30 protein-coding genes are annotated in these 22,710 nt (G+C 36.6%); 3 read left to right on the top strand and 27 right to left on the bottom strand.

All coding sequences use genetic code 11. The features are described from left to right. Positions 1-106 precede the first annotated feature (106 nt). The 3 genes from HCJ45_RS14905 to HCJ45_RS00470 all read right to left on the bottom strand — a co-directional run bounded on the left by HCJ45_RS14905 (position 107) and on the right by HCJ45_RS00470 (position 995). Positions 107-241: a hypothetical protein gene (locus tag HCJ45_RS14905; RefSeq protein WP_425489864.1), complete on the bottom strand. Its 135-nt coding sequence runs from the start codon at positions 239-241 to the stop codon at positions 107-109. A gap of 320 nt (positions 242-561) precedes the next feature. After that, positions 562-765, bottom strand: a complete 204-nt coding sequence (locus HCJ45_RS14900; protein ID WP_069027513.1) for a hypothetical protein — start codon at positions 763-765, stop codon at positions 562-564. Next, positions 762-995 (bottom strand): hypothetical protein, encoded by a 234-nt coding sequence (locus HCJ45_RS00470; protein ID WP_046376635.1) that lies wholly within the window; start codon positions 993-995, stop codon positions 762-764. Before HCJ45_RS00470 ends, HCJ45_RS14900 begins: the two co-directional genes overlap by 4 nt. A 287-nt stretch (positions 996-1,282) precedes the next feature. Here HCJ45_RS00470 and HCJ45_RS00465 point away from each other — a divergent pair, with 287 nt between their 5' ends. Genes HCJ45_RS00465 through HCJ45_RS00455 form a run of 3 tightly spaced genes read left to right on the top strand, consistent with a single transcriptional unit; the run spans position 1,283 to position 2,623 of the window. Next, positions 1,283-1,684 carry a hypothetical protein gene (locus HCJ45_RS00465; RefSeq protein WP_176902760.1) on the top strand — a complete coding sequence of 134 codons (402 nt, stop codon included), beginning with the start codon at positions 1,283-1,285 and terminating at the stop codon, positions 1,682-1,684. 1 nt (position 1,685) lies between these two features. Continuing rightward, the gene (locus HCJ45_RS00460) at positions 1,686-2,114 is read left to right on the top strand and encodes a helix-turn-helix domain-containing protein (RefSeq protein ID WP_069015712.1); all 429 of its coding nucleotides are present in this window, start codon (positions 1,686-1,688) and stop codon (positions 2,112-2,114) included. 11 nt (positions 2,115-2,125) lie between these two features. Next, positions 2,126-2,623 (top strand): AP2 domain-containing protein, encoded by a 498-nt coding sequence (locus HCJ45_RS00455; RefSeq protein ID WP_176902761.1) that lies wholly within the window; start codon positions 2,126-2,128, stop codon positions 2,621-2,623. Between the two features lie 66 nt (positions 2,624-2,689). On the opposite strand, the gene HCJ45_RS00450 is transcribed toward HCJ45_RS00455, so the two are convergent. The 24 genes from HCJ45_RS00450 to HCJ45_RS00330 all read right to left on the bottom strand — a co-directional run bounded on the left by HCJ45_RS00450 (position 2,690) and on the right by HCJ45_RS00330 (position 22,710). Continuing rightward, the gene (locus HCJ45_RS00450; RefSeq protein WP_246456413.1) at positions 2,690-3,274 is read right to left on the bottom strand and encodes a PBECR4 domain-containing protein; all 585 of its coding nucleotides are present in this window, start codon (positions 3,272-3,274) and stop codon (positions 2,690-2,692) included. Between the two features lie 464 nt (positions 3,275-3,738). Then, positions 3,739-4,536: a DUF5776 domain-containing protein gene (locus tag HCJ45_RS00440; RefSeq protein ID WP_246456411.1), complete on the bottom strand. Its 798-nt coding sequence runs from the start codon at positions 4,534-4,536 to the stop codon at positions 3,739-3,741. Next, a complete protein-coding gene (locus HCJ45_RS00435) occupies positions 4,536-4,817 on the bottom strand; it encodes a holin (RefSeq protein WP_031643043.1) in 282 nt (93 codons plus the stop codon). Before HCJ45_RS00435 ends, HCJ45_RS00440 begins: the two co-directional genes overlap by 1 nt. A gap of 16 nt (positions 4,818-4,833) precedes the next feature. Then, positions 4,834-5,199 carry a Gp23 family protein gene (locus tag HCJ45_RS00430; protein WP_119722547.1) on the bottom strand — a complete coding sequence of 122 codons (366 nt, stop codon included), beginning with the start codon at positions 5,197-5,199 and terminating at the stop codon, positions 4,834-4,836. 28 nt (positions 5,200-5,227) lie between these two features. After that, on the bottom strand, positions 5,228-5,386 hold the full coding sequence (locus tag HCJ45_RS00425; protein ID WP_185419625.1) for a CD1375 family protein: 159 nt from the start codon (positions 5,384-5,386) through the stop codon (positions 5,228-5,230). Between the two features lie 5 nt (positions 5,387-5,391). Next, positions 5,392-5,709, bottom strand: a complete 318-nt coding sequence (locus HCJ45_RS00420; RefSeq protein WP_185419624.1) for a hypothetical protein — start codon at positions 5,707-5,709, stop codon at positions 5,392-5,394. 11 nt (positions 5,710-5,720) lie between these two features. Further along, on the bottom strand, positions 5,721-6,794 hold the full coding sequence (locus tag HCJ45_RS00415; protein ID WP_187123693.1) for a BppU family phage baseplate upper protein: 1,074 nt from the start codon (positions 6,792-6,794) through the stop codon (positions 5,721-5,723). After that, the gene (locus HCJ45_RS00410) at positions 6,794-7,822 is read right to left on the bottom strand and encodes a hypothetical protein (protein WP_187123692.1); all 1,029 of its coding nucleotides are present in this window, start codon (positions 7,820-7,822) and stop codon (positions 6,794-6,796) included. Before HCJ45_RS00410 ends, HCJ45_RS00415 begins: the two co-directional genes overlap by 1 nt. After that, a complete protein-coding gene (locus HCJ45_RS00405; protein ID WP_187123691.1) occupies positions 7,823-8,848 on the bottom strand; it encodes a phage tail protein in 1,026 nt (341 codons plus the stop codon). A gap of 8 nt (positions 8,849-8,856) precedes the next feature. Continuing rightward, on the bottom strand, positions 8,857-9,675 hold the full coding sequence (locus HCJ45_RS00400; RefSeq protein ID WP_187123690.1) for a phage tail family protein: 819 nt from the start codon (positions 9,673-9,675) through the stop codon (positions 8,857-8,859). A 1-nt stretch (position 9,676) separates the two neighbouring features. After that, positions 9,677-15,040, bottom strand: coding sequence for a tape measure protein (locus HCJ45_RS00395; protein WP_187123689.1), 5,364 nt, complete (start codon positions 15,038-15,040; stop codon positions 9,677-9,679). Positions 15,041-15,055: 15 nt separating this feature from the next. After that, a complete protein-coding gene (locus HCJ45_RS00390; RefSeq protein WP_185600963.1) occupies positions 15,056-15,655 on the bottom strand; it encodes a Gp15 family bacteriophage protein in 600 nt (199 codons plus the stop codon). Positions 15,656-15,660: 5 nt separating this feature from the next. Next, positions 15,661-16,083 carry a phage tail assembly chaperone gene (locus HCJ45_RS00385; RefSeq protein ID WP_187123688.1) on the bottom strand — a complete coding sequence of 141 codons (423 nt, stop codon included), beginning with the start codon at positions 16,081-16,083 and terminating at the stop codon, positions 15,661-15,663. Positions 16,084-16,133: 50 nt separating this feature from the next. Next, positions 16,134-16,427: an Ig-like domain-containing protein gene (locus HCJ45_RS00380; protein ID WP_187123687.1), complete on the bottom strand. Its 294-nt coding sequence runs from the start codon at positions 16,425-16,427 to the stop codon at positions 16,134-16,136. Then, complete coding sequence (locus HCJ45_RS00375) at positions 16,396-16,833, bottom strand: phage tail tube protein (protein ID WP_003735046.1); 438 nt, start codon at positions 16,831-16,833, stop codon at positions 16,396-16,398. Before HCJ45_RS00375 ends, HCJ45_RS00380 begins: the two co-directional genes overlap by 32 nt. 2 nt (positions 16,834-16,835) lie before the next feature. Next, positions 16,836-17,243 (bottom strand): minor capsid protein, encoded by a 408-nt coding sequence (locus HCJ45_RS00370; protein ID WP_185419615.1) that lies wholly within the window; start codon positions 17,241-17,243, stop codon positions 16,836-16,838. After that, positions 17,243-17,581 carry a minor capsid protein gene (locus HCJ45_RS00365; RefSeq protein WP_186457091.1) on the bottom strand — a complete coding sequence of 113 codons (339 nt, stop codon included), beginning with the start codon at positions 17,579-17,581 and terminating at the stop codon, positions 17,243-17,245. The genes HCJ45_RS00370 and HCJ45_RS00365 overlap by 1 nt, the downstream gene beginning before the upstream one ends. Then, a complete protein-coding gene (locus HCJ45_RS00360) occupies positions 17,581-17,943 on the bottom strand; it encodes a VanZ family protein (protein ID WP_003722537.1) in 363 nt (120 codons plus the stop codon). Before HCJ45_RS00360 ends, HCJ45_RS00365 begins: the two co-directional genes overlap by 1 nt. Continuing rightward, complete coding sequence (locus HCJ45_RS00355) at positions 17,943-18,338, bottom strand: head-tail connector protein (RefSeq protein WP_069017089.1); 396 nt, start codon at positions 18,336-18,338, stop codon at positions 17,943-17,945. The genes HCJ45_RS00360 and HCJ45_RS00355 overlap by 1 nt, the downstream gene beginning before the upstream one ends. A 1-nt stretch (position 18,339) precedes the next feature. Further along, positions 18,340-18,498, bottom strand: a complete 159-nt coding sequence (locus HCJ45_RS00350; protein ID WP_074046915.1) for a HeH/LEM domain-containing protein — start codon at positions 18,496-18,498, stop codon at positions 18,340-18,342. Beyond that, entirely contained in the window at positions 18,498-19,403 is a 906-nt protein-coding gene (locus tag HCJ45_RS00345) for a phage major capsid protein (protein ID WP_069017091.1), read from the bottom strand. Before HCJ45_RS00345 ends, HCJ45_RS00350 begins: the two co-directional genes overlap by 1 nt. 23 nt (positions 19,404-19,426) lie before the next feature. Beyond that, the gene (locus HCJ45_RS00340; protein WP_031667961.1) at positions 19,427-19,996 is read right to left on the bottom strand and encodes a phage scaffolding protein; all 570 of its coding nucleotides are present in this window, start codon (positions 19,994-19,996) and stop codon (positions 19,427-19,429) included. 78 nt (positions 19,997-20,074) lie between these two features. Beyond that, positions 20,075-21,214: a phage minor capsid protein gene (locus tag HCJ45_RS00335; RefSeq protein WP_031667962.1), complete on the bottom strand. Its 1,140-nt coding sequence runs from the start codon at positions 21,212-21,214 to the stop codon at positions 20,075-20,077. A gap of 5 nt (positions 21,215-21,219) precedes the next feature. Further along, entirely contained in the window at positions 21,220-22,710 is a 1,491-nt protein-coding gene (locus HCJ45_RS00330) for a phage portal protein (protein WP_031667963.1), read from the bottom strand.

The raw sequence follows: 22,710 nt of genomic DNA, 5'->3' as shown, positions 1-22,710 counted from the left end.
TTCACACCTCGTTATTCATATTTATGACCCCTATTATTAGAAGGTTTTTCAATTCTCACTTTTCCATGTCAGTGCAACTTTGGAGGGGTTCTTTTTATAACAATTATTACTGGTTTAGTATTGTTTCTTTTTCAGTGACTAAATCATAAAATCCTATATGCACATTTTCTTCATATAACCATTCTATATCCGTTCCATAAGGAGCACTAAAAACAGATGAAAATACCACAAATTTTGCCACAAATGCCACAAAAACAACGAAATAAAACGGGGATTATAAGCTATTAAAAAATCTCTAAAACATTCATCTACCCTTAAATATCATGGGCTTTCAATGTTTTAGAGATCTCTTTAAATTACTTTTTAACGTCCTGAGAGGGCAATGTCGCCTTTTTTTAAATCAATTTAAATCAAATAAAAAGATTATTAAATGAAGATAAGACGGCAAAATCAAGATATTATAATTTAAATCAAATTTAATGATTTTTAAATAAAATAAAATCTAGAAAAATTTGTACTTTATTTGAACTTTTTAACATTAGTTTATTAATATAGTATAAACTAGGCTCGATTATTACCGGAGTCATAATTATTTAAATACTCTTGATAAATAGTTTTTAAATCTATATCTTTCTTGTCTACTTTTCTACAAAAAGCTTTTAACTTTTTTACTTCAAGCAACTCCGCGAACAACTTTTCTACAGCTTTCTTCTTCCCTTCCACATAACATATATATTTAAAATCATTAAAGCTATATAATCTCACGTCATAACCTCACAAAAAACAATATCTTCTATATTAATGTCAATTATTCGTTCGTCAAAGCGCTGTAATTGAACTATGTTTCTTTCATGGTCCAGATAAACAGGAACTACATACTTGTATCGCATATGATGATTGTTCTTTAAAAATAGTACTTCTATTGACCAGTTACGCTTAAGTGCATCTACTAAAACTATTGAATGTTCTAAAATATCATCAATTAAATTATACATCTTCTTCACCTCTTGCTAACATTATACGAACAAACGTTCTTAAAATCAAGCATTAAAAAGTATTGTGTTGCATAAAAATATGTGTAATAATAATCACATGAACGATTTTCGTTCATTATTTCATTCAACTATTAGCTGTTTGACATCCCGTTTTTATTTTTGAATATAACAGCAACCTCGAATAAAATTTTCGGGGTGTTTTTTTATTTATATAATCAAATATAATTGACTAATCAAATATATCGTGCTATAATATAAATATAGTAAAGAAACGGGAGGAATACATAATGCAAACAATAGACAGAAATGAAATCGCTAAAGACATCAACGCTAAAATTTCAGGGCTTGGACGTAATATAAGAACTAATTGGGAATTAGGTTTTGAGGAAGGTCAAGTAATTACATTAGAAAAGCAAGAAAGTTGGACGGACGGTGGCGCTTTTACGGTTTGTAATGATTGCCCGGTGGAATATAATTTTGAAATTGAAAACGAAACACCTTGCCACATCGTTGATTACACCAATAAAGAAGAAGTAGTAGCGCTAGGTGCAGAAGATTGCGAAGAAGAAAAAGAAGTATTGTTGCCAGCTGGGACTAAGTTAGAAGTTGTGTACGGAGAGCGCGAAGACGATAATGAAGAAATGGGATTTTATACTGTTATTTTTAGATACGTAGAGGAGGAAAAATAAAATGGCTGGATTTATTAAAAAATACTTAGAAAATAAAGATTGGACAATTTATCAATTAGGAAATGCAACTGGACTTGCACATCAAACAATAAGAAGTGCTGATTCAAAAACTGTCGACCAAATGTCTGCAAAAAATGTGCGTTTAATATCGGATGTTTTCGGATTTACACCTGGTGAAATCTTAGACGAATTCTACGAAATTGAAGAAGAAATAAATAATGATGCTATTATACAAGAATTAATTAATGTATTTGAAAAATACGGCTATAACACAGATGAAATAAGTCTTGAATTGCTAGATGGTGAAGATATTAAGCTGGAAATGTCTGATGATACTATAACGCAACTCGCTGACGCTGTTAATGCTACTAAATACTTTACGGCATATGTGGATGCTTCTACTGATTTTATGATTATAGAAAAAATTTGAGGTGAATACTGATGAACAATCATATTATTGATTTAACAGGTAAGAAATTTGGAAGATTGACAGTTAAAGAGTTTGTTCGTTCAGAAAATGGAAATGCGTTGTGGAAATGCGTTTGCGTTTGCGGTAATGAAAAAGAAGTATTAGCGCACAACTTGAAGCGCGGATATGTTCGATCTTGTGGATGTTTATCCGAAGATACTGGTCGTAAATATGCGTATAAGAATTTAAGGTCTGAAACCGCACAGAAAAACGCACTTAAAAGAAAACTAGAAGTAGACGCAGTCGACGGCACTATGAAATCAGCTTTAACTAGAAGCCTATCAACAAGAAACAAAAGTGGGATAAAGGGTGTGCGTTGGAATGAAGCGAGAAATAAATGGGAAGCTTCTATCACCTTTCAAAAAAAAGCACATTTTTTAGGTAGATTTGAAAAAAAAGAGGATGCTGTAAAAGCGCGTAAAGATGCAGAAGAAAAGTACTTTAAACCGATTTTAGATAAAACGAATTGATATAACAATTACGCTAAGCTTATGTTTAGCGTGTTTTTTTGCATAAAAAAAGCCCTAACTGGTGGGTTAGGGATTTGGTTGCCACTCTATAAATTTTATTCTCGTTTTTCTTCTATAATTATAAGGACAATTACTTTTCCCTGTAGTATGTAAAGTAGTTAAAACAAAGAATCCTGTATCTATTCTCTTTCTTAATCCTAAAACGACGAACTCTTCAATTTTCTCTTCATAGAAAACAACATCTAGATTCATATTGTTAGGCTTCATATCCATAGTCATCACACAAGCGTTAATTCCTCCATGAAAAAAAATCTCATGCAAAAAATTATACTGTAACATTCTTTTTTTAGACTCTGAATAGCGATGGTGTTTTTTAATTGATTTATGAGTTATTTTCTCTTTCGAAATAGCATCACATATTTTTTTTGCACTATTTAAACTAGATGACTTATCCCAACCTAGCAAATGAGGAAGATCGTTTTTATGGAAATGTATTTTTATGACTTCTAATTTTTTATAGTTTGTATGTATAACTATATCTTTATTATGAAAATTATCAATATAATCATTTAAGATGTTAAGTAAATGTATATGATTTGTTTCGCAGCACAGATAAAAATTAGATTTTAAAGCTTTACCCTCTACTAACAAATGCTTATACACCCTCTCCAAATTAATAACCCTGCAAAAAGCAGGGTCTATGTAAGGGTATGGACAGGAAGGTGTCACCTGCCGGGACTAGTGAACAGATATAAGGCCTCTGTCGGGCAATATGGCTACCACACTACCATATCAACATAACTTTATATAGCTACGATGGATAGAAGACAAGGCAAAAACAGCATCAGAGCCCTTCTTCTCTATCATCATAACTAATCCCACAACCAAAGTAAATAACTTTGCACAAAGCTAAACAAATAGTGTTACATTCGACACTATAATACACAACATATAGTTTAATAAAAAGTGAAACAACGCAAGTACAAGGAAATTGAACTTCCACATTCTATATATTGTGTTTATGTCACACAATATGAGTTAATTCTTGCTTAAAAACACTTCTTTGAAATGAATGTAGCAGTTTAAAAAACCCCCGCAAACGCGAGGGCATTAAACTAAATCTTTTTAACAAACTTCGTGTTAGCAGTGAGATAGTAACCAGATTTCGTTTTCAAGCGAGGTGTTCCGCCTTTTGTTTTAGCCATTCCTGTAATCGTGAAGATAGTGCCTACCGGATATGTGCCACCCGTTTTGTTTTTTGTTGTAAAGTCTACTGAATTGTATAGATCACATTGTACTAGTGTTTTAACTTTTCGTGGGTTTTCTGTGTAGTATGTGTTTTTGCTTGCTGATGTGTGTGGTTTACTTGTGGTAGCAGCACCTTTTAGTTTCGCATTAACCGCATTTCTGAAACGTGTTAACTCGCTCGGCTTTGCAACCCAAGGCGCAGGGCAATTTTTACCAGTGACGTCATAATGTCGAATAATATCACTAGCTGTTAAATTATATGTTTTGCAAAGCTCCGCAACTACATCAACAGAACGATTAAATGTTGCTGCAGTAATATTCCCGTTTTTATCTAAGCACATTTCAATACCAATACTTGTTAGGTTTGCATTTCCGCCAGAATAGTAACCCGCTGTTGCTTTAAGCGCTTGTACCCTGCAAGCTTTCTCGTTCGCGTGGTATGCAACTTCATTCAAAGGGATAATACAAATAGCTTCTTTATCATCAATAAAGACATGTGCAGAAGCGTAACGCCCTTTTAAATCTCTAAAATATCGTCTGTGATTGTCTGCTCCAGCTCCAGGATTTGCAGTATAGTGCATAACAATTTTACTTACTCTTAGTAGCTTAAAACCTGAACGCGAAAATTTATTTTTATTAATATAATTATATTTTAGTGTTGTCATTACTTATCATCCTCTCCATATTTTTTGCTTCGATTAGTAAATTGTTCAAATAATCCAGTGCCGCCAGCTCCTGCTAAAGCACCTGCCCAAATCATCGTTGCAAGCGATCCAGAGCCATCCAAAAACGTTGCTAATGCACCCAGAATTGCGCCGATAAAAATACTTACTGTCGGAAGCCATTTAGACGGGATTAACTCAGTCTTCTTAATCGCCTGAACAAAAACAGGTGTTACGACTACTAAGAAGGTCATATATACAAGTAACTCTTTTCCAAATTCCATTTCTATCATCCATCCTTTACTTTGTTATTTTGTGTTCCAGTAAATCTACTTTGTGAGCTAACTTTCCGACTGATTTTGATAAACTGTCAATTGACTGTTGTTGTTGTCCCATCATGTCGTTTTGCTTATCCATCAAGCGTTGTTGCTCGTTCATCGTGCTAATAAACTTATCCCGTTCTTCTTTTGATTCTTTATCTCGCTTCTGGCGCTCGAACTCCATTTTGTCGCGTTCTTCTTTCATTTCTATTCTTACAATTTTAGAATCATCCCAAATTCTTTTTGTGATAATTAGTAAGATTATAAAAAGCGCTACAAAGAGCGCCGCGAAGAACATTTCTTTTGCTAATGCATAATCAAATACTTTTGCTAGACCATCATACATTTTCATCATCCCCCATAAAAAAATAAGCCTATTCGGCTTCTATTTCTTCTGACTGCATTCGTTGTTGTTCTTGTTTTAACTCATCCACTTTTGCTTTTACCTGCCCTCGCAAATTCGCAGGAACTTCTTCAATAGTTTTTCGATTATTCATCACTAAATTCACATAAATAGGTATCATATATGCCATGTTATTCACCCTAAATTACTTTCAAATAGTGCGGCTAAAGCCTCTTGGGTGAGTAGTAATTCCTCTCTTAATTTTTCTATTTCCGTCTTTTCCGCTGGTATGATTGGATTTTCCAACTCCCATTTCGCCTTGTCTTCGTCCCAATCATCCCCATTCCAATGCGGATAATACATTGCTCTTGCTATGCCGTTTTCGATTATGGAAGGTTCAATATTTGTAGAATTTTTCGGTTGATTGATTAAACCTTTTTCATCTTCAAACACAAGTATTGTTTCGAGATAATCACCATTTTCATCATATGTGTAAAACTGTTTATAGTTCATGTTCACTCCTCCTAGTTCCCGACTTCATAGCTAATACCAGAAAGGCTTATATAGCTAGGATTAGCATTATCCGTTGATGATACTTGTAACATTTTCCCGTCAACGGGTATCGCTATACGTGCGCCGTTTCCGTTATTCGAACTAACAGCAAAATATTCAGTGACTGCAGGTCTTGTTCCCGCAGGAATATTTGCCACTGTGCTGTTTGCCGTACTAATAAACGTGCCAGCTATAGCGCCTCTAAACTCTGTAAATGTTCGTTCACCATCTTTAGTAAATATTTTTTTTATTCTGTATTGGGGTGTATTGTTATCGCCCGTTGCAAAGCCTGCAACAAGAGAAAGATTTACCCATGACCCATAAACCGTTTTTACTGTTTCTACATAATTTTTAGCATCTAAAAAAGACTGTGCAGCTTTTGCTTGTGCTCCCGCAGTAGTTTCTTTTGAATTCCAATTTGTTTTATCTGTAGTTGTTACATGAATATTTGTGTCGTTTATATGATTTTCAAAATCTACTTTCTTGGGGAATTGGTCTGGATTGAGACTTTCGAGTGTGATTTTTAATTCAGTAGCTTGTTCATGCAAATTATCAATTTCATTTTGAAGAATATCAACTTTTTCGTTAAATATTTTTTCGTAATCATCCCAACGGGCAACGTAATATGTAACCGCTGGCAAGAAATTATCATCAATCATCGCTTTTTCAATAATAAAACTAAAGCGATGAATTTGCATTGATTGATTTTGGTATTTAACGTACAATTCTGCATTAGTTTGTCCATCGTGGGATATTTGATCATCAGTCAATGAGTATTCAAATACCCCATCTGCACGCCTTGTTATTACTGGATTTACAACATAAGTACTTTCATACTCTTTCCCAACCGACATTCTCATAGCGAGTGTTATTTGCGCCGCTGAAGACAATGGCAAGTTAGCATCATCTTTTTTTGCCTTCACTATTAGTTTTGCGGTTCCTCCTGTATCTTGTGTATTAAAGCAAATCTGAGGGACATTAGCTTTAGCATTCTGTGCACTAACAGAAAAATCAAGAATGGCTGATTTAAAAATTTGATTTGTCATTAGAATATCTGCCCCCCTGCCTGCTTCACTTCAGCAGTAGTAGCGTTAAGGTTTGGAGTGCCAGACTTAGCTAGAATACCACCACTGGCAGCCTTTAGCCCAACGTTAGAAGTTGCTTCGCATGTGTTTGTTGATGCGAATAAAGCATGTCCCATGTATTCAGAGGACATAATAATGTTTTGATTTTTAAAATAGTTGCTATAACAGTTACCTCTAGATTGATTGTATTGCACAGTTGTAATATTTGTAGCTTTCAAATTAGTGTCAAATCGGCATTTAGTAACTGTGCCGTACCAGCACCTTGCAAACTGAATTACCGTAGAATTGTTATTCACTGCGGTACTCATTGAATTAAGTCCTTGTACTACACACTGAAACATAATGCCAGAAAACAAGATACTTTTAACAAAAAAACCTGTTTGTCCAGTTGTTGGGTCGATTGTTGCTAAATTTGTAGGCTGGATATAAAAACATTCTGCGCCGCTGAACGACTGTACTACTACATCTTCGTTATATTGACCCGGCTCACAAAAGATATAAATAAAGCCTCCTACTTTTACTTTCGGAACCATATTTACAGCTTTTTGAATCGTCTTGAATGGTGCATCAATAGCTCCTGTTCCTGTTACATCATTTCCGTTTGTTGAACTGACATAGTACTCAATATTTGATGCAGAATTACCGTATAATTCATCTAGTTTACTTTTTAATACTTTATTTTCTTCGTTTACTATTTGAAGTAGCGCATTTGATTCAGCTAAATCATTTGCAATTGCTGAATAGTCACCATTTAGCCGCGAGTTTAAAGTGCTGTAGACTTGACCGTTTTTGCTAGTTCTAGCATCTACTACTTCAGTAATATTATTTCCGCTAGCTTCTAAAACAACATTATCAATTCTGTTATTAGTTGCATTTATATCTACATCTTTTGCTAATGAATCTTTTTCTAATTTTTCCATATTAGCATTAAACTGCTGATACTTATTAGAATCAAAAAGTGTATTTCCCCATTTTTCAAGATTTAACATCTATTTCGCTCCTTTCAATACTTTTGCTAACTGGGCCATTATTGCTACAATCGATTTTTTGTTATTAGATAAAGTTATCTCTGTCGCTTTCAACGTGAATGGGTATTTTTTGTATGCAACTATTTGTACGTCATAATCAATGTTAAGTGGTTCATAAATAAATAGAACATAATCACCTTTTTCACACTCATAATCATTCTTCAATGTCACACTTCCCGTCGTCGCTGGATAGTCTTGTAATTCGAGCTTAAGGCGCCGTTGCATGTTACCTACAACAGTGTATCGTTCATCAGAAACGGGTTCTTGCCAACGAATGCCCCATTTTTCTGCTTCCGGGCTAGTGTATGTGACTGGAGAAAAATAGTTATTTCCGTTACTATCAACTTTTCCATATCCTTTAATTTTCGTTTTTAACGAAAGAGTATCAATATCAAAACTTGCTTCGTCTGTATTGTATTTATATCTGATGAAATTTTCTGTCTTAGTTCCATAATTTTCACGCGGTTTAAATACTAAGTGTCGGTTATCTGGAATAACGACTACTCCATAATCATCCAATAATTGATCAATAAGTGTTAAGTAGTTGTTATTTCCAAAGTTTTCTTGTTGAACTTTTTCTAGTATATTGGCAGGGTCTATTATCTCCCATGAAAAACCCCTGCTATCAGATTTAAAGATATGAGTTAAGCACTGTTCTAAAGTAAAAGAACCTGTTATAGTGTCGTCTTGTCGCCCATCTTGACATGTATAATAAATGTGAGGCGCTTTAATATCTTTCGATAGCGTTTTTCCGACAGCATCATGACTTAATTGTTTAACGACAAATTCTTGCCCTCCAAAAAAAACAGAACTTTCATAATCTAAAAAAGAATAGCAGTGAGTGTTCTTGGGAGTTTGCACTACCTTAAAATCAATACTCCACATCTCGTTTTCTGTCCAACTTTCGCAAAAACTATCTTTATCGAAATCTGTTAATATTTCTTCGTTATTCTTCCAAAAATCAGCAACTATAATATCGCTATTCATATATTCACCTACTTATACAAAAAAGAGAAATCCCACTTCGTATCTAAATGACTAGTATTGCTAATCTCGATAAGATTCTCTCCTTTTTTCAAACTTATTAAACCGTGATTCGTTTTGCGACCGCAAGGATTTCCGTTTATTTTAGGTGTAGCACAATCAATAATTAATGTGTCTGTTGTACTTAACGCTGGATAATAGATAAATCTATCGCCTGTCGTGATATTATTAATTGTTAATTCTCCTTCATTCTGACCACGCAAAGTAATTGCTAAATAATGTTCGCGTGGGTCTATGTCAAAACTACCGCCATTATAGATGATGAAACGACTTTTAGTGTGAGTATATCTATAATCCGCCATTGCTAGACCTTGCCCGAACTGCCATTTATCGCAATCAATTTCAGAATCGCTAAGCGTAGAACTTAGTGATTCTGAATAACCTCGAAACACATCGAATTCAAGTGTCAAATCTGCGTATCCCGGTGCTTTACGGTCAATACCAACGCCACTCGGATGTACTCTATATTTTTTACCAGGCGTTTTAGAATGAACTAAAAAGTATTCTTTTCTATGATAAATAAGTTCCATTAATTCATCTAGTTTAACGTGATATAAGTCTGCTGATTCTGTTCTAAAATGGCATAAAATCGAGATAGGAAACATGTTAAAGTTACTGTCTGTCGTTCTAGCACCGTCTGAGCCAGCGAATTCAGTATAATTATTAACTATTTGCGGCGGTTCTCTGCTCACCTCTCCTACTTCTAAATCGAATAATTCATTAAGAATATATGTTTTACCTTCGATTACTAATGCGAGTGATGTAGCCATATTATAACCCCTTTCCGTAAAATGCTAGTGATGTAGAACTTCCTAAGTGATTGTTTGTATTATCTGCAATATCTTTTCCATCGACATTAAAAGTAATAGGTCTATCGCCAGATTGCTGAATGGCTTTGATTAAATCAGCGTTGCTTGACTCTTTTGTCTTGTTGTCAATAATCGTCTTAACTGTAATAGTTCTATTTAAATCAACGCTTTTTAGGCCCAGCGCTTTTTCAGCTGAAATCTTCGGCAGATTAATAACCGGAACGGTCATATTAGAAGCGGCGTTTACTACTTTATCAACCATTTTATTTGTTGATTGAACTGCACCTTTAGCACCAGCTAAAACACCATTTCCAAGTCCTCCGGTAAAGAACTTACCCAACTCAACCGCAACGCGAGAAGGCGAATGAATTTTAAGCGCTTTTTTCACTGAATTAGTGATTGTGTTAGCAATGCTCTTAGCTGTTTTTTCTAGTTGTTTTTTCTGACTGTTTAGTCCGTTTATAAGACCTTTCGCTGCGTTTATACCAGCGCTGTACATTGCATTAGCAGCTGTATTTCCCATCGCTTTAGACGCGGAATTGATTTGATTCTGCGTGCTATTAATCGCTTTGATAGTCTTAGCATCAGACTTGGCAAGAGCTTGTGCATAAGACGAACCATTTTCAACACCTGCCTCCAGGATGTCGTTTATAATGTCTTTGCTAACACCTTTTTTACGCAATTTTTCAACATTTGCTTGAAATGCTTTAATTTCTTTTAAGCGTTTCTGCATTTCTGCTTGTATTGATTGCGGATTTTCTGGGTCTACATTGCTAATTGATCCATAACTTTTCATTTTTTCAGTGATTGAAGCAGCATACTCTTTACTTTGTTTCGTCAAGTCCGCCATTTTAGTATTAGCGGCTTTTAATTGAGCGACTACTTTATCACGTTTCTTGGCTGTCGCTGCTAACTTGTTCGTTTGTTGTCCTATATAACCTTCTATGCTATTCAGTGCTTTAGCTTGTTTAAGTTGCCCGGCACTCTTATTCTTTGAATGTAATCCCGCATCAATCGCTGAGGATATTTTGTCTTTCAGTGTGCTAGATAACTTCTTGATTTGTGATTCAGTTCCAAGTGCGCCAGCTACAAGATTGCTTGCCGCTTTTGTTACTGCTTTTGTTTTGCTCGAGATACCTAACGAATAACCTGTACCAAAATCTCCGCCTAATTTTCTAGTTTCTTTCGAAGGGGAATGAGAATTTTGTTTTTTCTGTACAGCTGCTATAGCTTTTTGAGCTAGTGAAGCTGCTGCGCTCACAACAGCCCCGATGCCGCCTAAAATACCATTTTTATATCCGGAAGCAAAATCAGAACCGATGCCGCTAGAATCAACGGAAGCTGCGCCAGATTTTGCATTAGTAGCTAGAAATGTTCCTGCATTTAAAGACCCCGGCTTCCCGCTTTCGATACCAGCGTTGAAATTTTTACCAGAACCAACGCCTACTTTTAAAAATGCGTTTAAGTCAGTTGCGCCAGATTTTGCATTATTCTTAACTGCTGCTCCTGCTGATTTAGCTGCACCACCTTTTCCTTTTACGCCATCTGCAAAATTTTGTCCGCTATTTTGACCTTTTGTTTTTAATTCTTGCTCAATAGGAGCAGCGCCCATCTTCACGCCGTCAACTAAATATTTGCCTGCACCTTGATAGTCACCTGATTTTATAGCATTTATAAATAATGTTTTTCCACTTTGACCATTCAAAAACATGCCATTAGGCAAACTAGAAATAGTACTTAAAACATCATTGTTAATATTTAAAGCTGCTGTAGTATAATCGCCGTTTTGAAGCGCTGTGACAAAAGCTTGTACTCCTTGTCCGCCACGCTGTCCCATTATGCCAGCTAGTCCTGCTAACGTATTATCAATTGATGTGCTTGTAGAAACAAAGTTTTGCCATAAAGCGGATAACTGTTCATCACTAATATTTCCAAGCTGAGACAAACCGTTTGCGAATGTTTGTGCGTTTAAAGTTCCGCCATTCGCAATAATTGAGTTCATTTCAGATGCCCAATTTTTAAGGTTAGTAGACAATGTTTGATTTTTCTTTGTTTGTTCGTCGATTTGAATTTGATAGTTTGCTTTTTCTGTTTGTGTAGAAGCTTCAGCTTTCTTCTTTTTCAAATCATCTAAAGATTTTTCACCAGCTTCAACCGCTTTTTTCTTTTCTTCATACAAACTTTTTTGAACTTCTAAACTTGTATTTCTTTCTTTTTCAGTTAAACTTTTTCCTTGTTCTAATCGTAGCAAGTTTGCTTCAACATACAACTGATTTTGTTTCGCTAACTCCGTTTGTATATCAGCTGTTTGTTGTTGTAAAAATTTCTTCTGTTGAGCAGTTAATTCTTGACCATCCGTCCAGCGATTTGTTTTTAACATTTTCGAATAATCACTTTGTAGCGTTAGCAACGTATTATTATTTTTCGTCGTTTCATCTACTAATGTTTTATTCGCATCTTCTATAGCTTTTTTACGCTTATCTCCTTCTAAAGTTTGGGCTTTTTCCATAGCAGCAGTATAAGCATCTTGTGACTTTTTAGTTGATTCTTGATACTGACTGTATAGCTCTTTAGCAGAATTCAAGAACGACTTAGTTTTCTCACTAAGTTTATTGCCGTATTGATCTATTCCGCCAGACAGCATCGTATCTATTGCTTGATTTGACTTCGAAACCGTTGTTTCTGTTTGCTTAGCAGTAGATTCAACTAGTTTTAATGTGTCTTTTATCTTTTTACCTGATGTTTCTGTTTTCTTCGCTGTTTTTTCGGCTTCTCCACCCATTTGTTTGAAGGCTTCAACAGTACCAGTTAATGCATAATTATCTTTATTAAAAGCATCTTTAATAGCTGAGCCAGCATCGACAAAGGCATCTTTGGACTGTTCTAAGCTTTTCTTAGCACCTTTTAAATCACCTTGTAGCACTTGAAATGCTGCTTTAATAGCATAGTAAAGTCCCTGTAACGCTTTAATAGCTACTAACACTATTCGTGCTAGCACTTGAATAACATCAACTACAGCCGCTAAAGCGAAACCAAGTACAACCCACGCCCCCACACCGATATATTTCAATATGCCTTTAAACCCGCTTCCGACGGGTTTTAGGGCTGATACTATTTGTTTGAAAACATCTATTATCTTGCCGAATGAGTTTTTCACCGCTTCCCACATGCCAGATAGAAAGCTTTTTATCCCCGCCGTGTTTTCCTTAAAAGCGGTATACATTCCATAGATAACAGCTATCACTGCGCCAATCGCCGCAACAACAACGCCAAAAGCAGCAGTTGTTGAGCCGAGTGTTCCTACTAATTTAACGAATGACCCTTTAATTGTATTAGCTACAACTGAAAGTAATGACCCGCTAGACGTCAAACTTTTTATCGCTCCTGCTAGTTTAGCTACTTTTGAAAATACGCTACTAATAATATTAAAAGCTACAAATCCTGCGGCAACTTTTGCCAATAGTGGTGCCCACTCGATTAATACTGGTATAAACTCTTTTATTTTCTGAACTAAATCAGAAAGTTTTTTCTGGAATTCAGGGCTTGCTGTTACTGCCGCAAACTGTTTGAATGCGTTTTTAGCAACGTCTAACGCCTGAATTATCGGACCTTTTAGGTTTTCTACGATATTTGCAAGACTCTTAACAGCTGCAGTTTTCATATTTGCAAATGAACCGCTAATAGTGTTACCTGCAGTTTTTGCTAGACCTGACATTTTAGCCGTGTTACCAGCCATGCCAGTTGTTCCTTCTTCAATACCTTTTGTTAGCATTGAAATAGCTTTAGTCGATTCCAGCGATCCTTCAGAAACATATTTTTTCATTTCTCCAACGCTTTTACCTGTCGAGTTAGCTAAAATTTGCCATGCCGGTACACCTGCGTCAACTAAACGGTTAATATCATCAGAATAAGCAACACCAGACGCTTGTAATGCTGAGATAGCATCTGTCATCTGGTCGATTGATTCTGAACCATTTCCGACCCCGTACGCCGCATCAGCAATAGCAGTGAATACAGGTTTTACATCCGTCGCTTTCATACCAGCCGCTACCATTTTTTTAGCGCCTAATGCAACAGCATCAAGCGCAATTGGTGTGCCATCAATAGCCGCTGTAAGGTCTTTCATAACAAGTTGAGCATCTTTTGCAGAGCCAGTAAGGACTGTTAGTGATTTAGTCGCTGTATCAATCGTATCGACACGACCAATAGCGCTACCCACAACGTTTTTTGTTGCTGCAATTAATCCGAACGCTGCTGCTAATCTGAGAATACTAAAGCGAGCTTGTTCGGCGGGCTTTTCAACTGAATTTTTAAGTGCTTCACGCATTCCAGCGCCTGCACCTTTCGCCGCCGCTTTAGCTGTGTTAAATCCACTTACTAATCCACTTTTAATTAACGAACCAGTGCTTTTTGCAATATTCCCTAGACCTTTTAATGCTGAAATACCAGCTTGGCCAGTCGCTTTGGCTCCGGACTTCACAGCGCTAAATCCTGCTTTTAATGCTGATTTCACTGTTGTTCCTGTCGTTTTTGCCGCGCTTGCCACGGCGCTAAACGCTGTTTTCATTGCGCTACTTATTGCTAATGCCGCTGATTTTGTTGCGTTAGGAATAGCTTTCACAGCGCTAATAGTTCCTTTTACACTCATATAAGCAGCAACTACCACCGCTTTGTAAGCTACTACGAAACTGTTTTTCACTGCAACAGCTGCTGTTTTTGCTGCTCCAGGTATACTTTTAATTACATTTACAGAAGTTTGAGCAAAAGAAATAGCAGCCATTTTAGCTGCTTGTAAACTGCTTACTAATGCCGATTTAATACTACTTCCAGCACTTTTGATTGCGCTAGGGATGGATTTAATGACATTAATTGATATTTTAACAGCTGACACAATACTACTTTGTACTGTCTTAGCAATTGAAAAGAAGCCGTTTTTGATATTAACTGCTGTGTTTTTGATACTCGTTCCAAGATTTTTAACCGCTGTAATAGATGCTTTAGCAGCGTTTACAAACCCAGTTTTTACTGTTGATGCAAGTTTAGATAGTGCGGCTTGTACATTTGAAGGCAACTCACGCATAAAGTTCAAACTAGCTTTTAAAGCATTTGAGCTAGCACTTCCCATACTTTTAAACGCATTTACAAACGTGTCTTTTAAACGTTTTGATTGACTAGCAATATCTGATACTGCTTCTCTGTATGCTTTATCTAATGCCGCCCCCGCGTTAGTTCCTGCTTTTGCCAAATCTTTTTCAAACGCATTAAGTTGTTTATCTGCTTTTTTATCGTCTAAACTGATTTCAATTACTACTGATCCATCGCTCATGTTCTCACCTCTAATCTAATCTTGTAATTTATAATGATTTTTCAATTTTATAAGCGCTTCTCGTTCTTTTTCTGAACCTTTTCCAGTTGGCAATTCTGTTTGTCGAATATTCATAATAGACTTAATTGCTGTATCGTCTCGCAAACTATCGAATAATGCGCGAAATTTATACCAGTGAAGCTTTCCTCGTACGTCTATTAAATCAATATTGTAATCTTGTAAAAACGAAGCATAAATATAATCACTATCTTGTGTTAATGAATAATAAGCTTGCTCTTCCTCGCCTTCACTCGTTGCTACTGGCATCTTATTACCATCAATATCATATTGAATCCCTTTAGCATCGTCTTTTACAATATAATTTTCGAAAATGTCTAGTAGGACTAAACTTTTTTCTTGTATGCTTTGATACGGATTATCTTCATCAAGTTGCGACCAAGGAGTTTCGTTCTCGAATAAAACTTCAATGGCTAAATTCACTCTAAAGTAATCCTCAAGCCGCGTATCTCCATTTAATTCAAGCACACGAAGAACATTATCAAAAGTCAAATCAAGTTGATAATCTTCATTTTCATAAACGTAAATATCGTTTATTCCATCGGCAAGAGAAAGCATTTAAATCACTTCGCTTTTTTAGTCATTTTTGCTTTATATTTCTTTTGAATTTCATTTTGTTGTTTTTCTACTGAACCGACAATGATTTCTGCAACTTGATTGTATACTTGGTACATTTTTAAAATATCTTTGCATTGCGCATAACATTTATCGAATGCTTTTTCGTCATCCAATAAAATTGCATATGCTTCAGTTAAAGCCTCTTTTACATCTTCTTCTAATGTAAAATATTCTTCTGAACTCATTTCGTCTGTATTATCAATGTTGTATTTATTTAATTTTTCCAGTTTCTTCTTGTACTTCTCATCTGCTTCAATCCATTTGCGACGCATTTCATCGCCTAACCCGACTTTAAACAGTTCCGTGCCAAGCTGAAACTCTTGATACGATTCTTCTAATTGAATATTGATTACATTATTTTTTGTCATGTATGATTTCCTCCAATTTAAAAGCCCCTACAGAGTAAGGGCTTCATTTATTAATCTGCTGCTTCTACTGTTACTTGTACTACTTTATTGATAGCAGGGTTTTCTTTAGATGCGACAGTTATGTTTGCTGTTCCTTCTGCTACCCCTTCGACCACCCCGCTAGCATTTACTTTTGCCTTTGGTGGATTTGAAGAAGTAAAAGTTACTTCTTGACTTGCTCCGGCAGGTAATACTGAAGCAGTAATAGTGGATGTTTCACCAACTTTTAACGTAATAGTCGCCTTGTCCACTTCGACGCTGGACGGGCTCTCCTTAGGGTTTTGTAATTGTGGGTGTTTCATCATAGGCAATACGACAGGAAAACGCTGGGAATTCTGTAGCGTCGCCGCCACCCGCGGAGCCTTTAATTTCTGATACAGTTGCTTTGCCGATAGCTGTTTCAGTATCCGGAATTTCGATTTTAAACATAATCCCGCGATTTTCTGGCGTTCTACGTTTAGCGACAATTAAGTTTTGCGCAGCATCTTCACGGTCGTGTGTCCCTTCGAATGTGTAAGCTTCTGAGTAACCTAAGACAACAGTTTTTTCGTTGCCATCACCGTCGTAGTCGCCTTGTTCTTCCGTGTTGTCCGACCCATCATCAGACACGTTTGTAATCCATTTTGACAGGCGTTTCCACACTGGCTCGCCCGCACCATCAACAATTTCAGCTACAAAGTATTTCGTTTTCGCATTTTTAATTCTAGCCATTTTTATTTTTCCTCGCTTTCAATATATAATTTGATTTTGAAACTAGCGCTATAAATAAACGTCCCATCGTCACTAGCAGAAACGAGGTTCGGCACACTAGTTGTTTCTTTGTCTTCTAGCACAAAGCTGTTATTTAAACTCTGAATACTCTCTATTTCTGTATTATCAAAATAAGCAGTAATTGCATTCAAAACACCTAAAACTTTCATTTCTTGCTTGCTAGAACCGTTTAGGTTAAAAGAAAAAGACCGCTCGTATGAGCCGTCTTGATAACCTTGTTTGTCGTTATTTGGAGTCAGTAGCAAAGCGATTGACTCGGGTTTTAATATCGCTGTTCTTAATTTCATATCTTTTAAATCGACGTTGTTTTCGATAGCATCCATAACAATATCTAAAAAATCTAATGACATTATAATCCCTCCTCAACCGCTTTTTGTGCTACTTCTATCCAATTTTCTAGCTTATCTACTTTTGCACGTTGGTCCCATTTCGGGCCAGCTAACGGATGATGTGTGAGTGTGAAATTGAAGTTTATTCCGTTGTAGAGTCTCCGTGCATAAATAGATGTCCACATTATTTCTTTGTCGTTCATAATAACGTATTGATTTGATAAATCACCCTCCAAAAATGGGACATACAAAGAAATATCGGCAGCGGCTTGATTTATTAAAGCGAATTGCGCACCTTCCTTTGCTTTTTTTACATTCTTTTTGGCTTTTGAAAGGTCAATATTAATTTTAATCGGCATCAAACCACCTCTATCTCCCAATGGTGCACATTTTCAGAGGTCGCATAACAAGGTATAACTTTGACAATCTTATAAGCTTTTCCAGAGAAAAAAATTCTCGATCTACTTATAAAATCAGCTGGCACGTTCATGCTGTTCACTGCATCAATAAAGATAACCGCGTCATATCTATCACTATCGGATAATCCCGCGATTTGATTTGATTTTGAGAAATCAACACGAACATGTTCAATCTCAATGCCTTTTTCATAAACGACTTGATTATGTCTATCTTCTTCTTTGTACGCTTCATAACTAATGTTATGAATTAACCAATCGAGAGGTAACGGAGGAGCGTTTGTTATCGGTTTTAATACTTTCATTAACGAACACCTACCCCGCTATAAAGCAAACCTGTGTGCGCTAAATAGGACCTTACATCACTGCCTACTAATCCGCTGTTCAAAGATGTAGCAGTTGATGCAAAATTACTATCACTAATAGAAGTTCTTCCAATGCTCACGTTATCCGGCTTGGAAACAGCTAACTCACTTGTTCCGCCCGCCTCTTTGAAATACTCGATTTGATTACAAGTAGCTAACTGTATTTGATGCTGAATAAATTCACTGAACGATTCAATCCCGCTTTTGCGTATTCGGTAAAATGTCAATGAATCAATTTTTCTTTCGGCATGCTTTAACAGTTTGGCAAATTCTTCCTGTTCCAAATGCTCCCCAGCGTATTCATTAGTATAAAATTCTAATGTAGTGTAAGGCATATCACTCACTACCTTCCAATAGAGCCACTAACTCCGCTTTTTTCGCATTACTTGCAAATTCGATATTTCTATTCGCAAGCTCTTCTTTCAATTCTGCTACTGTCATAGCTGAAAAGTCTTTAATCGGCGCGCTATCAGTTTCACCCGACCGCGCCGCCATTAGTTTCCCGCTTTTGCTTTTGGTTGAACTACAGAGAATGCTTCATCTTTGACAACCATGAATCCAACTTCAAAAGTTGCTTTGATTGCCGCCATGTCACGTTCAGCTAAGTTTAGCGGTTTCCCAGTTTCATCTGCCACTGTTGTAAGTGTTGCCTCGGTCAAGATTTCGTATTCAACGCCTCTGAGTATTCCGTAATACGCTTGGTTCCAGTCCCCAACCAATTCGGAGATATCTTTGTCACCAAAAGTATATTTAGGCGTGTATGCGACTGGCAAACCAAGGACATCATCAACACCATTTGAAGTAGCAGTATTAAAAATTGGCATACCATTACCATCTTTAGTGCTGCGATATTTAACGCGTTGCTTACGAATCGTTGCAATTCCGTTCGGTTCCAAGTCCTCAGCTTCAATCAATCCGATAGCCTCGTTTAAATCATCATACTTATTAGCAGTTTCTTCTACCAAATTACTTGCATCAGTAGCTGATTTTAAAATGTTCCAATTGTATGGGCTTTCTACACCTGTAAAGACCGCTTGATCAAATTTCTTGTAAAAAGCTTCAACAATTTCAGCTTGCATAAGGCTAAAGAAGTTAGTTACACTATAGTTTAAATTTTCTTTAGTCGTTGGGATAATAACACCCATTTTTTTAGATCTCATTTTCGCTTTTGTGAATGTTGGTTTACTAGTTTGAATGCGTTCCGCTTCATCTACCCAAAAAGCACCAACACCCGACATAAATGTAAATTCTTCTTCTGGTTTCGTCATTGGCACTGCTTTAGCTAATTTCATAGCCGCTGAACCATTTTTCACGCCTGTAATGATTTGTTCCGAAATGTTAATCGGAATAGAACCTGTTTTTGCACTTTGCATTGTCGTTGTATCTGGATTAAAACCCATAATTTATTACCTCCGTTTAATAATTATTTTGTGATTCTGTGCTCATTTAATACCTGGTTAGGCAGCTTTAATGCGCCTTGTTCCCCTGTTCCACCTGTTTGGTTTCCGCTTACGCCCCATTTGAGTGCTACATTTTCGCTTTCTTGAGCAAACAAATAAGCATCGCTTTCTTGCAATGCCCCTAGCTGTTCGTCAAGGCCTTTCAAACCTTCGTCTGTTAGTTCTAGTTTGTCGTTATCCAGTAAAGCTTTTACAGCCTTCGGATTTCTTGCTTTCGCATTTGCTAAAGCTAAATCAAGTGCTGCACCTTTGCGAGTTTCTACTAATTTAGCTTCCGAATCTTTTTTCAAAGTTTCGTAATTGTCTTGCAGTGTTTCTAATTGAGTTTTTAAAGATTTGCTTGTTCCGGAATCAGTTTTCAAAGCTTCGATATCATCGTCCCGTTGCGCAAGCTGGCTTTTAAGCCCGTCTCTTTCTGCTTCCGCTGATGTTACCTTGTCCTTTTCGTTCTGAATCGACTTACCGTGTTCTGCCATAATAGAGTCGATAGTTTCCTTTTCCAAGCCTAATTCCTTCAAAAAGTCTCTTTCCATTTCTTATTCCTCCTACGTTGTTTTTACGTGATACGATCACGAGAGCCGACTTTTAACGACTTTCGTTCAGGTCGAATGTTATGCATATACTTTTTCTCTGTTGTATTGCCTTGTTAAATTATGTGTTTTTACAAATGCTCTTAGCTTACTTTGCTTCGTTCTAACAGCCTGTTTTGCTTTTTTAACTGCTAGTTCATCGCCTAATTCTTCGGCAGCTGACAGCTTGCGTTTAGCTGCTCTTATGTCGCGTTCCATCAATCGTTGTTGCTGACTCAACATATAAACGCGTTTGTTTTCTTCTTCGTCTACTAGCTCGCTCTCGTCCGGCGCAATGTTAATGCCTTCAATAAAAGCAAAACGATGATGACGGCAATTACAGCCGAAAACACCATCGCCGTATCCATATCTGAGTTCCGGCGAATAAATAGACATGTATTTATTGCCGTACTTCGTTTTTGTTTCTTCAACAGATAACAAACAGATTACTTTGCCTTGAACAAGTGAACACGTTGGTCGTGCTCCTATGTGCTGTGAAATACGCACTAAATCCACGCCAAATTCATTCATTCGCTCGTCTTCAATGCTGTTATAAACACTGTTAACTGTTGTTCTGGTTACAGTCCGGACATATGCTTCAGGTGTCCACCTTTTATTTGCCTTGTCTACAAGCGCAGGAACACCGTTTTCAGCGAATTTAGTTACTGCCTCAGCTAATGCTTGTCTATGTGTTTTTAAACCAGCTATAACGCTCTGTGTCGTTTCGTGAATGATATCTGAATAGATTTGTCTTGCTTGCGATAACATCGTTTGATTGACGCGATTATAGTTACTTTGTGCTAACTTAAAATAACTTCTCATTACTTTATCGACTATCGTTTGTCCGTCAGCCACAAGTGGTAACACAGCACCTGCTTCAGCTAATTTACTCAAATAGTTATCTACTTGTTTTAAATCGCTATATCCCGCATCTTTAACAACAGAAAAAAGCTTCTTAGCAGAAATGCCGGAAGCTTTGGAAATTCGTTCAATCATTTGCTGATCTAGTGCATGAACTTGATTAAGTTTTTCTATTTGCCAAGCAAGCACATTATCTGCGCTGATATTTTTCTTTGTTTTCAATCGTCGAACAATAAGAGTGAACAATTCATTTTCGAGCGTTGTGTATACATCAACGACCGGTTGCACAAATAAGTCTAATTGTCTAGGAGTTAGCGCCATCTAAATCACTCCTCTTCTCCAAATATTCCGGTCATATCATTGTTAGGTATTTCCGCTTGTTTTTCCTTTGCTAACATTTCAGCCCATTCATCCGCTTCAGCTTCAGTAATATTCCAAGCACGCTGTAAAGCAATTTTCAGCGGTATCATACCTTGATTTTTAGCATTCGTATAACGATTGATAGTTGTATCTTCATCTTGTGCTATAGAATCGTCAAAATCGACTGTAATAGTGTCTAACTCAATTACTTCGCCAGAATAAGTTTCGATAAATTTCCCGACCTCAAGAATGCTCACAATCATTTCTTTTATGCCTTGTTCAATTAGCTGTGAATGGCTGTTCTTAGTCTGATAGGTTTCTGACTTCTCGCTTACAACCTCTGTAGCTGTTTTTAAGCCGTTTTCATCGAAAGTGAATGTGCCTGCGCTTAATCCAACTTGCATGGCGTATATTCTCAACATTGCGTTTATAGACTCGATAAACTCAGTTGACCGAATCTCTACAGATATATCTTTTATCGCTTTACCGTTGTCATCTTGATCACCTTGATAAAGGAAAAACGCTTCATCGGTTGAATCAAAATACTGTGAAGTCGAGCCGTCCAAGTTGACAGCTGTTTTAACGAAACTTGAAGGCACCAACACTTTCTTTTTGCCTAATTTGAATTCTTGATAGTATGAATCGAACATCAAATCAAGTGTTTTCAATGTATCCAATGCGTTAGCATAAACAGAAATGCCGAGCGGGCTCGTTAGATTCTTGTTATTCGCTATATTAGGTTTAATATAAATGAAAGTCGGACGTGTAAAGTCAGGTAGCGGAACAACCGGCTCAATATCGTCAAACAGCAATGTTAAACTTACTTTTGTCCCAAGCTCGTTCGGGTCATCTGACTGATATAGCTCTGTTGTGACCGTGTATACATCGCCTTGCCACTCATTCCACTCAAGCAACGTATAATATTTATTGTTTTTGTGGAAACTATTAGCAATAACACATTCGTCTACATTCTCGCTATCATTTGACAAAGGATACATACAATCAGCTGTTGCAAATGAAACTTTGACGTTTTTATTGCCGTCGTGATAAACCTTTATCACGAAGCCGCCCATCGCTTCTCCGTATTCGATGTAACGCTCCATATTCTTCGTAAAACCGTTTGTTTTGAGTACGTTAAGCACGAACTCTTCTGCTGCTTCATCATCGATATTGATTTTCACTTTCTCGTTAAAAAGAAGCTTTGACATATACTTAGCTGTGACCTTCGGCAAATTCATAGATAATTGGCGTCTGTTGACTGGATTGCCATTGTGTTCGTAATTGAGATTATGCCATTCAGCATAATGGCCTTGGTACAATCGTTTCCATATGTCAATATACTTATAATCTTCATCATTAGCATTTACTTTTTTATGTTCCGTTACATCTTTCAGTGCTTTCAATAGCCCCATTCTCCGCATCACTCCTTTCACTCCCGCGATTATTTGGTTTATCAA

This window comes from Listeria immobilis (assembly GCF_014322845.1).
GTDB lineage: Bacteria > Bacillota > Bacilli > Lactobacillales > Listeriaceae > Listeria > Listeria immobilis.
Note: the sequence above shows the minus strand (reverse complement) of the source record. Positions and strands in the feature narration are given on the sequence as shown.